The organism is Micromonospora sp. D75 (assembly GCF_018070405.1).
GTDB lineage: Bacteria > Actinomycetota > Actinomycetes > Mycobacteriales > Micromonosporaceae > Micromonospora > Micromonospora chalcea.
On the sequence record NZ_JAGPXV010000179.1, the window covers coordinates 1 to 9,400 of the forward strand.

At 75.0% G+C, this 9,400-nt stretch carries 5 protein-coding genes; 2 read left to right on the plus strand and 3 right to left on the minus strand.

Annotated features, from left to right (window positions below; all coding sequences use genetic code 11):
* Positions 1-1,815: rifamycin-inactivating phosphotransferase (gene rph, locus KBX39_RS13495; protein ID WP_247660168.1), on the minus strand; the 1,815-nt coding region annotated here is incomplete at its 3' end.
* A gap of 312 nt (positions 1,816-2,127) precedes the next feature.
* Here rph and KBX39_RS13500 point away from each other — a divergent pair.
* Both KBX39_RS13500 and KBX39_RS13505 read left to right on the plus strand, forming a co-directional pair.
* Positions 2,128-6,210 (plus strand): SpoIIE family protein phosphatase, encoded by a 4,083-nt coding sequence (locus KBX39_RS13500; protein WP_210870815.1) that lies wholly within the window; start codon positions 2,128-2,130, stop codon positions 6,208-6,210.
* Complete coding sequence (locus tag KBX39_RS13505) at positions 6,207-6,506, plus strand: STAS domain-containing protein (RefSeq protein WP_210870818.1); 300 nt, start codon at positions 6,207-6,209, stop codon at positions 6,504-6,506. Before KBX39_RS13500 ends, KBX39_RS13505 begins: the two co-directional genes overlap by 4 nt.
* A gap of 49 nt (positions 6,507-6,555) precedes the next feature.
* Here KBX39_RS13505 and KBX39_RS13510 read toward each other — a convergent pair whose 3' ends face one another.
* Positions 6,556-7,437, minus strand: a complete 882-nt coding sequence (locus KBX39_RS13510; protein ID WP_064445613.1) for a universal stress protein — start codon at positions 7,435-7,437, stop codon at positions 6,556-6,558.
* A 19-nt stretch (positions 7,438-7,456) separates the two neighbouring features.
* Positions 7,457-9,400, minus strand: a 1,944-nt coding sequence (locus KBX39_RS13515) for a cation-transporting P-type ATPase (protein WP_210870821.1), incomplete at its 5' end; no start/stop codon positions are given.

The window sequence follows — 9,400 nt, forward strand, 5'->3', positions numbered from 1 at the left end:
GACGTTGTCCAGGATCAGCGGCACGAGCGTGGCCGGGCGCTCGCTCCACCGTGTCCGGGAGATGTCGATCTCGCCGACGCAGCGCATGCCGTACCGGTCCAGGTAGCCATCGACGGCCGCGCGCGCCTCGACGCCGCCGGGCAGCTTCGGCAGCTCGTCCAGGAACCCGTCGCCGGCGGCCCGCAGGAACGCCACCACCTCGGGGTACGGCCGGATCACGTCGGCCACGTCGAGCAGCGCCAGCCCCATCTCGGCGGTGACGTTGCCGGGCGCGGACAGCGTGAGCGTGTCGGCGGCGTCGCGTTCGCCGAGCCACTCCCCCAGCTTGTCGTTGAGCCACCAGGCGGCCTGCATCCCGGCCATGATCACCTGGGCGCTCACCGGATCGGTGAGCACCCGCTTGTGCTCGGCGAACGCCTCGATCAGGAAGTCGAACAGCTCCGGTCCGCTGCGGCCCTCGATGTCGCGGCGCAGGGCGGCGAGGGACTCCCGGCTGCGCGCGACGAGGCCGGTGACGATCGCCGGATCGGTGTCGATCGGCGGTGGCGGCCCACCCGCGGGCGGGCCGGCCGGGGCCGGGTCCGGCGCGGCCGGTACGACGTTGCGGGCGAGGACCGTCTCCAGCGCGTCCCGGGTGAGCGGGTCGGCCCGGCCGATCATGCCCAGGAACGCGGTACGGCCCGCCGGGGTGGCCAGGTGCGGTGTGGCGTCGACGAACAGCCGGCCGCCCGCCTCGTGCATCGGCGCCATGGCGGTCAGCCGCCACATCGACAGGCCCAGCGGCTTCATCGCGTCGGTCATCATCTGCTGGTGGCCGACCGACAGGTAGACGTGGAACGTCCCGTCGGCGGCGGCAGCCGGCACCGGGAACAGCGTGGTGATCGGCCGGCTCTGCAGGATGTGGACGTCGTCCCCGGTCACCGCCCACTCGACGTCCTGCGGGCAGCCGAAGTACGCCTCGATCCGCCGGCCCAGCGCGGCGAGGCGTACCGCCTGCGCGTCGGTCAGCGCCGGCTGGGCCTGCCGCGCCGGGTCGACGGGCGCCTGCCGGGTGCCGCCGCCGGGCGCCGCGTGCACGGCCCGTGACTTCGCGCCGATCCGCCGGCCGACGACAGCGCCGTCGCGCACCGTGAACACGTCCGGGTTCACCAGGCCGGAGACCAGGGCCTCGCCCAGCCCGAAGCCCGCCTCCACCGAGACCACCCGCCGGTCGCCGGTGACCGGGTCGGCGGTGAACAGAACCCCGGCGGCGTCCGGGAAGACCATCCGCTGCACCACCACCGCCATGTCCACGGCGCGGTCGTCGATGCCGTGGCGCCGACGGTAGGTCACCGCCCGGTCGGTGAACAGCGAGGCCCAGCAGCGGCTGACGTGCCGCAGCACCTCGGCCGCGCCGACCACGTTGAGGTAGGTGTCCTGCTGGCCGGCGAACGAGGCATCCGGCAGGTCCTCCGCGGTAGCGCTGGAGCGCACCGCGTACGCGGCGTCCGCCCCGAGCGCGGCCAGCGCGGCGGTGACCGCCGCCGCGACGTCGCCGGGCAGGGCGGTCCGCTCGACGGCGCGACGGACCTCGGCGGCGGCCGTGCGCAGCGCCGCCGGGTCGTCCGCGTCCGCGCGGGCCAGCCGGTCCAGCGGGCCGGCCAGCGCCGGCGTCCGCGCCACCAGCCGGAAGGCGTCCGTCGTCACACAGAAACCCCTGGGTACGCGCACCCCGTCGATCCGCGTCAGCGCCCCCAGGTGCGCGCCCTTGCCGCCGACCGCGGCGATCCGCGCCTCGTCCACCTCGTGCAGTTGCCACACGTACCGTCCGGTCATGCCGTGCCCCCGTTTTCGCAGCTCAACCCGCATCGGCCGATGATTCTGCGGCATCACCGGGGCCTTGCGGCAAGACCGGGGGTGCGATATACATTGATAGTGGCAAGGAGATCTGTCTCCTTGCCTTTCGTTATGCCGCAGCCTTTCATTTTGGCCGCACCACGAACCCCTGCCCTGACCCGCCGCCGTCACGTGAGTCAGATCTCCCCGCCCCGGGTGGAGTGCCGGGCGCGCGACGGGGCAAGAAGCGACCACGAGGCCGCGACGCGGCCCGGACGAGCGGGATCGGACGGGGTGGGGGAGACTCGGGCGATGAGCGGCGCTGACACCGACCCGCATACGCGCGCCGACGTCTTCGCCGTCGACGGCGAGATCGGGCCGGACCTGGCGCGCGTCGACTGGTCCGCGCACCCGCTCGGGCCGCCGGACACCTGGCCGCAGAGCCTGCGGACCTCGGTGCGGATCCTGCTGTCCTCCCGGTTCCCGATGTGGATGGCCTGGGGACCGCAGCTCACGTTCTTCTGCAACGCCGCCTACCGGCGGGACACGCTCGGCCGCAAGTACCCCTGGGCGCTGGGCCGCCCGGCGAACGAGGTGTGGACCGAGATCTGGGACGACATCGGTCCCCGCGTCGACACCGTGCTGCGCACCGGCGAGGCGACCTGGGACGAGGGCCTGCTGCTGTTCCTGGAGCGGGCCGGCTACCGGGAGGAGACCTACCACACGTTCTCCTACAGCCCGCTGCGCGACGACGACGGCAGCCTCGTCGGGATGCTCTGCGTGGTCAGCGAGGACACCGAGCGGGTCATCGGCGAGCGGCGGATGGCCACGCTGCGCGACCTCGGCTCGGACCCGAGCGTCATCCGCACCGAGCAGGAGACGCTCACGTTCGTCAGCCGCCAGCTGGCCCGCAACCCGCAGGACCTGCCGTTCACGCTCACCTACCTGTACGACCGCGACGGCGACGCCCGGCTGGCGGAGGCGACCGGGCTGGCGGCCGGGCACCCGGCGGCCCCGGCCACGCTGTCCCTCACCGACCCCGCCTCCCCGTGGCCGGCCGGCGCGCTCACCGAGGGCGACCCGGTACGGGTGGCGCTCGACGGACCGGCCTTCGCGGACCTGCCCGCGGGCGCCTGGCCCGCCCCGCCGGCCGAGGCCCTGCTGGTGCCGCTACGGCAGCAGGGCGGCGCGCCGTACGGGTTCCTGGTGGCGGGACTCAACCGTTACCGGGCGCTGGACGACGGCTACCGCGGTTTCGTGGAGCTGACCGCCGGGCACCTGGCGACCGGCATCGCGAGCGCCCGCAGCTATCAGGCGCAGCAGCGGCGGGCCGAGGAGCTCGCCGAGCTGGACCGCGCCAAGACCGCCTTCTTCTCCAACATCAGTCACGAGTTCCGCACCCCGCTCACGTTGATCATGGGGCCGGTGGACGAGCTGCGCGGCCGGCTGCACGACGCCGACGAGCGGGTCCGCACGGAGCTGGACGTCATCCGCCGCAACGGGCTGCGCCTGGGCAAGCTGGTAAACAGCCTGCTCGACTTCTCCCGCATCGAGGCGGGCCGGATGCAGGCCCGCTACGAGCCGGTGGATCTGGCCGCGGTGACCGCCGACCTGGCCAGCGTCTTCCGGTCGGCGATCGAGCGCGCCGGCCTCTCCTTCGAGGTCGACTGCGCGCCCCTGCCCGAGCCGGTGCACGTGGATCGGGGCATGTGGGAGAAGGTGGTGCTCAACCTGCTCAGCAACGCGCTGAAGTTCACCTTCGACGGGACGGTGCGGGTGCGGATGGACGCCGAGCACGGGATGGCCGTGCTGCGGATCTCCGACACCGGCATCGGCGTCCCGGCCGAGGAGATGCCGCGCCTGTTCGAGCGGTTCCACCGCATCGAGAACGCCCGGTCCCGCTCCGGCGAGGGCAGCGGCATCGGCCTCGCCCTGGTCAAGGAACTGGTCTCGCTGCACGGCGGCGACATCGACGCGGACAGCACGGTGGGCCGCGGCACCACCTTCACCGTCCGGTTGCCGTTCGGCGCCGCCCACCTGCCCGCCGACGCGCTCACCCCGGCCGGCGCCGTCGTCGGCGAGGACGGGCCCGCCGCCACGGAGGGCCCGGTGCATCCGCTGCCCGGCGGCGCGCCGGCCCGCGTCCTGGTGGCCGACGACAACGCCGACATGCGGGAGTACCTCACCCGGCTGCTGCGCTCGGCCGGACACGAGGTGCACACGGTCGCCGACGGGCGTGCCGCGCTGGACGCCGCCCGCGCGCAGACGCCCGACCTGGTGGTCAGCGACGTGATGATGCCCCGGCTCGACGGCCTGCAACTGGTGGCCGCGTTGCGCGCCGATCCCCGTACGGCCGGCACGCCGGTGCTGCTGCTGTCCGCCCGCGCGGGCCAGGAGGCCTCGATCGAAGGGCTGGAGGCCGGCGCCGACGACTACCTGGTCAAGCCGTTCCCGGCCGCCGAGCTGCTGGCCCGCGTACGCGCCAACGTGGAGCTGGCGCGGCTGCGCAACCACCACGCGCGCTGGCGCACCGCGCTCGTCGACTCGCTGCAGGAGGCGTTCTTCGTCTGCGACGAGGACGGCGCCGTGGTCGAGATCAACGCGGCGTTCACCGACGTCCTCGGCTACGGGACCGAGGGCCTGCCCTATCCGCCGGTACAGCCGTGGTGGCCGGACCAGGAGGCCGAACCGGACGCGCACCGTCAGGTGGCCGCCGCGTTCTCGAGGCTGGTCGGCCAGTCCCGCGGCACCTACACCGTGCCGGTGACCCATCGCGACGGGCACCGGATCTGGATCTCTGCCGCGTTCAACCAGGTGGACGACCCGGACAGCGGCCGGCGGATGATCGTGGGCACGTTCCGTGACGTCACCGCCGAGCACTACGCGGTCCAGCGGGAGACCGCCCTGGCCGGGCTCGGCATGCGCCTGTCCCGGGCCGACGACCTCGCCGACGCGCTGCACGGCGTGCTGGACGAGCTGCGCAAGCTGTGGCGGGCCGCGGGCGTGCTCACCGCCGTTTTCGGTGACCTGCCCACCCCCGACGTGACCGGCACCGACCCGGCGGCCCGGTGGGCGACGCTGCCCGCCAAACGCCGGCAGGCGTTGCTCGCGCTGCGCGACACCCCGCTGCTGACGCCGGTGGCGACACGCCGACACGGCGCCGGGATCGCAGTCGAGCACCCGCACGGCACCATGGCGCTCTGGATCGACCTGGGCGAGAAGCGGCCCTTCACCGAGCAGGACCAGACCCTGCTGGCGCTGCTGGCCGGCCACATCGGTCAGGGGCTGCACCGGGTGCACCAGATCGACCAGCAGCGGGAGACCGCGCTGGCCCTGCAACGGGCGATCCTAGGCCCGGCGCAACTGCCCGCCGGCTTCGCCGTGCGGTACGCCCCCGCCGCGGTGCCGCTGAAGGTCGGCGGCGACTGGTACGACACGGTGGAGCTGCCGGACGGGCGCATCGGCATCGTCGTCGGCGACTGCGTGGGACACGGGCTGCGGGCCGCCACCGTGATGGGGCAGCTGCGCAGCGCGTGCCGCGCCCTGCTGTTGCAGGACCCCAGCCCGGCCCGGACGCTGGCGGCGCTGGACCGGTTCGCCGCGCTGCTTCCCGGCGCGTCCTGCGCCACCGTCTTCTGCGGCGTCCTCGACCCGGTCACCGGCCTGATGCGCTACTCCAGCGCCGGTCACCCGCCGGCCATCGTGGTCGGCGCCGACGGCACTCCCCAGCTCCTGCAGCACGGCCGGTCCCGGCCGCTGGCCGTCCGCGCGGGTGAGGAACGACCGGAGGCGGAGGCCACGGTGCCGCCGCGCGCCACCCTGATGCTCTACACCGACGGTCTGGTGGAACGCCGCCGCCAGCCGATCACCGTCGGCATCGCCCGCGCCACCGACGCCATCCAGCAGGGCCACCACGCGCCGGTGGAGGTGCTCGCCACCGAGATCATGGATCGGCTCACGCCCGACGGCGGCTACCACGACGACGTGGCGCTGCTGCTCTACCGCCATCCCGGGCCGCTGGAGCTGGAGTTCCCGGCCGAGTCGACGCGGCTGGCCGAGGTCCGTACCGCGCTGCGAGGATGGCTGGACCGTTGCGGGCTGGCCCCGGCCCACGCCTACAACATCCTGGTCGCGGCCGGCGAGGCGTGCGCCAACGCGATCGAGCACGGGCACCGCGACAACCCCGGCGGGCGGATCCGGCTGCGCGCCGCCGCCACCGCGAACAACCTGCGCCTGAGCGTGACCGACAGCGGTCACTGGCGGGAGCGCGAGCAACCCCCCGATCCGCACCGCGGCCGGGGGCTCGTGCTCATGCGCGCGCTGATGGACAGCATCAGCGTCACCCCGGGAGCGACCGGCACCACCGTCGACATGCAGGCGAGGATCACCGCATGAGCGCGTCCCTGACTTTCACCACGAGCGACCGTCCCGACGGCGTCCGCGTGCTGACCGCCGTCGGCGAGATCGACATGAGCAACGCGTCCTCGTTCGCCGACGCGCTGGCCGAGGGGGTACGGCCCGAGGGCGAACCCCTGGTCGTGGACCTCACGAAGGTCGAGTACCTGGACAGCGCCGGGCTGGCCGCGCTGTTCCCGCACGCCGACCGGATCGCGCTGGTCGCCGGTCCGCTGCTGGAGCCGCTGCTGACCATCTCCGGGCTGGCCGACCTCACCACGGTCCGCCGCGCCTGACGCCGTCGCGGCGTCAGGCGCTGTCGCGGAAACAGGCGCTGTCGCGGAGTCAGGCGGCGTCGCGGACGATCACCAGCGGCGAGTGGGCGTGGTGCAGCACCGCGTGGCTGACCGAGCCGAGCAGCAGCCCGCCCAACGCGCCACGGCCGTGCGCCCCGACCACCACCAGCTGGGCGTCCTTCGACTCCTCGACCAGCACCCGGGCCGGGGCGCCGCGGATCGACCGCTGCCGCACCGGCACGTCGGGGTAACGCTGCGACCAGCCGGCGACAGACTCGGCGACGACGCGCCGGGACTCCTCGGCGAGCGCCTCCGGGTCGTACACCAGGGGCAGGATGTCGCCGGGGCCCATCGGAGTGGGGTACAGCCAGGCGTGCACCACGATCAGCGAGGCGCCCCGGCGGGCGGCTTCCTCGTACGCGAACCCGACCGCCGCGGTGGACAGCTCGGAGCCGTCCACGCCGACCACGACCGGGCCGTCGGCGCGTGCCTCGCCGCGCGTCACCAGCACCGGGCAGTGGGCGCGGGCGGACACCTGGAGCGTGACCGAGCCGATGAGCAGGCCGGCGAAGCCGCCCAGGCCGCGGTGTCCGAGCACGATCAGCGCGGCGTCGCGGGACTCGGCGACCAGCACCGCGGCCGGCGCGCCGTCGACCACCACGCCGGTGACCGGTACGTCCGGCGCTACCTTGCCGGCCTCGGCGACCGCCTCGGCGACGCACCGTTCGGCCTGGTTGCGCAGGCCGGCCCCGGCGGGCGCGCCCGGGGCCGGGGTGAGCGGCGCGCGGGTCAGCGGCCAGATGAACGCGTGCACCACCTGCAGCGGCCGGTTCCGGTCGGCGGCCTCGCGGGCGGCGACCCGGACCGCGTCCAGGGCGGTGGCCGACCCGTCCACGCCCACCACGACGGGGGCCTGCGAGTGGATTGTCATGACGCCTCCTTCACTGTCCTCAGCCTGCCCGTCCGGCGGCCGGCCGGGCAGGGTCCTGGGTCCCGGCGCGAGGGCCGTCGGTCCCGTCGGCCGTACCGGAGCGGCGGGTCAGCCGCAGCACCAGCCCGGGCAGGACGCCGATCGCGGCGCAGGCGAGCAGGTCGAGCGCGCTCAGCGGGGACGTGCCGAGCAGCTCGCGCAGCGGCGGCAGCAGCACGCCGGCGACCTGGAGGACCGCGGAGATCGCGACCGCCACCGGCAGGGCGCGGTTGTGCTCCCGCGAGCCGGGCGCCCGGGTCGCGCGGACGGCCAGCGCCACGCCGAGCTGGGCGAGGCCGAGCACCACGAAAACCACCGACTGCCACGGCCGGTCCGCCGCGGCGGCCCACACGCCGGCGCCGAGCGTCGCCGCGGCGATGAGCGCGCCGGTGACCAGCACGTCCCGGCCGAGGCCGCCGCCGAGCACGGACTCCTGCGGCGAGCGGGGACGGCGGCGCAGCGTGCCCGGCTCGGCCGGCTCCGCGCCCAGCGCCACCCCGGGTACGCCGTGGGTGAGCAGGTTGATCCAGAGGATCTGCGCCGGCAGCAGCGGCACCGGCAGGCCGACCAGCGGTCCGAGCAGCATCACCGCGATCTCGGCGACCCCGCCGGCGAGCGCGTAGCGCAGGAACCGGCGGATGTTGTCGTAGATCCGGCGGCCCTCGCCGATGGCGGTCGCCACGGTGGTCAGGTCGTCGTCGACGAGCACCAGGTCGGCGGCCTGCCGGGCTACCTCGGTGCCGCCGCCCATCGCCACGCCGATGTCCGCCCGGCGCAGCGCCGGGGCGTCGTTGACGCCGTCGCCGGTCATCGCCACGACATGTCCCCGGTCCTGAAGGCCGGCGATGATGTCGAGCTTCTGCTCCGGCTGGGTCCGCGCGTACACCCGGGTGTCGGGGTGGGCGCCGCCCGGGTCGCCGTCGTCGCCGTTGGCGAGCGGGTCGCCGTCGCGCCAGAGCCCGAGCCGGCCGCCGATGGCGGCGGCCGTCGCCGGGTGGTCGCCGGTGATCAGGACCAGCCGGATGCCGGCCTGCTCGAAGCCCGCCGCGATGCCGGGTGCCGCCGTGCGCAGCGGGTCACCGACCGCGACCAGGCCCAGCGGGCGCAGGCCGGTCGGCCGGGCCGGGTCCGGCAGCGTGTCGACCACGGCCGAGGCCACCGCCAGCACCCGCAGCCCTTCGGCGGCGAGCCGGTGCGCGGCATCGGTCAGCTCGGCCAGCTCCTCGGCGCCGGCGTCCATCAGCGGCGGCGCCAGCAGGTTCTCCGGCGCGCCCTTGCAGACCACGAGATAGCGCCCGTCGCAGCGGCGGTGCACGGTGGTCATCCGGCGCAGGTCCTGGTCGAACGGGGCCTCCGCGACCCGGGGCCAGGCCTCGCGGGTGGTCTCCGGGTCCAGACCGCAGCGGGCCGCGAACGTGACGAGCGCGGCCTCCAGCGGGTCGCCGATCGCTGTCCATTCCGGCCGTTCGCCGGTCGGCGGGGTCAGCATGGCGTCGTTGCAGAGCAGCCCGGCGCGGGCGAGGGCGCGCAGCTCGTCCGGGGCGCTCACCGGCTCGCCCCGGTGGCGCACCTCGCCGTCGGGCGCGTAGCCGGTGCCGGTCACGGCGTAGCGGTCGCGGCCGGGCACTACCGCGTGCTGCACCGCCATCCGGCCCTCGGTGAGCGTGCCGGTCTTGTCGGAGGCGATCACGGTGACCGACCCGAGGGTCTCCACCGCGTGCAGCCGCCGGGGAATGGCCCGGCTGCCGGCCATCCGGCGTGCGCCCAGGGCGAGCGCGAGCGTGACGACGGCGGGCAGCGACTCCGGTACGGCCGCCACCACGAGGCTCACCGCGGTGACCGCCATCTGCGTGACCGGGCGTCCGTCGAACACGCCGAGCGCGAAGACCAGCCCGGAGAGCACCACGGCGGTCAGCCCGAGCAC

Coding starts and splice junctions, on each gene's coding strand:
- KBX39_RS13500 (WP_210870815.1), top strand. CDS start 2,128: ATGAGCGGCGCTGACACCGACCCGCATACGCGCGCCGACGTCTTCGCC.
- KBX39_RS13505 (WP_210870818.1), top strand. CDS start 6,207: ATGAGCGCGTCCCTGACTTTCACCACGAGCGACCGTCCCGACGGCGTC.
- KBX39_RS13510 (WP_064445613.1), bottom strand. CDS start 7,437: ATGACAATCCACTCGCAGGCCCCCGTCGTGGTGGGCGTGGACGGGTCG.